Genomic DNA, 530 nt, shown 5'->3' with positions numbered 1-530 from the left:
AACAGGATTACCGGGACCCCGCGGGCCGCCTCGGTGGCATCGGCCATGCCCAGCCGGGTGACAGCCAGTTCGACGGTGCAGTCGGGACTGTTGCCAGGTTTCAAACGATAGACATCTTCGCTCAGATCGCCACGCCGCTCGGCGCTGATCAGGGCGACAGGAAATAGGTGACTGCTGCTTTGCATGATGCTCTTGCACAAAAAAGGGCGGCATCTGTCAGGAGCCCGCCCTACTTCAATCAAAAAGGACCCGGCTAAGCGCTCCCACAGGTTCGACGGTTAACTGGCCGGCTTTAGTCGATCAGGCCCTTCCCTCGATCAGACCGCGCCCTGCCCCTCAGCCAGGAAGAACCAGGTTTCCAGCACGGAGTCCGGGTTCAGCGAAACGCTTTCGATGCCCTGCTCCATCAGCCATTTGGCCAGGTCCGGATGGTCCGAAGGCCCCTGGCCGCAGATGCCGATGTACTTGCCGGCCTTGTTGCAGGCGGCGATGGCATTGGCCAGCAGTTTCTTGACAGCCGGGTTCCGCTC

At 61.3% G+C, this 530-nt stretch carries 1 protein-coding gene and 1 pseudogene; both read right to left on the bottom strand.

Annotated elements, in window-relative coordinates; all coding sequences use genetic code 11:
- Positions 1-185 (bottom strand): annotated as a pseudogene (locus AD666_RS00040) (alpha/beta hydrolase); the annotation flags it as partial.
- A gap of 132 nt (positions 186-317) precedes the next feature.
- The coding region (locus AD666_RS00035; protein ID WP_156315899.1) for a putative PEP-binding protein at positions 318-530 on the bottom strand (213 nt) is incomplete at its 5' end.

The organism is Pseudomonas sp. Pf153, from assembly GCF_001269775.1.
GTDB classification, from domain to species: Bacteria; Pseudomonadota; Gammaproteobacteria; order Pseudomonadales; family Pseudomonadaceae; genus Aquipseudomonas; species Aquipseudomonas uvaldensis.
The sequence above is the reverse complement of the archived record's forward strand: the minus strand, read 5'-3'. Positions and strand labels throughout refer to the sequence as shown.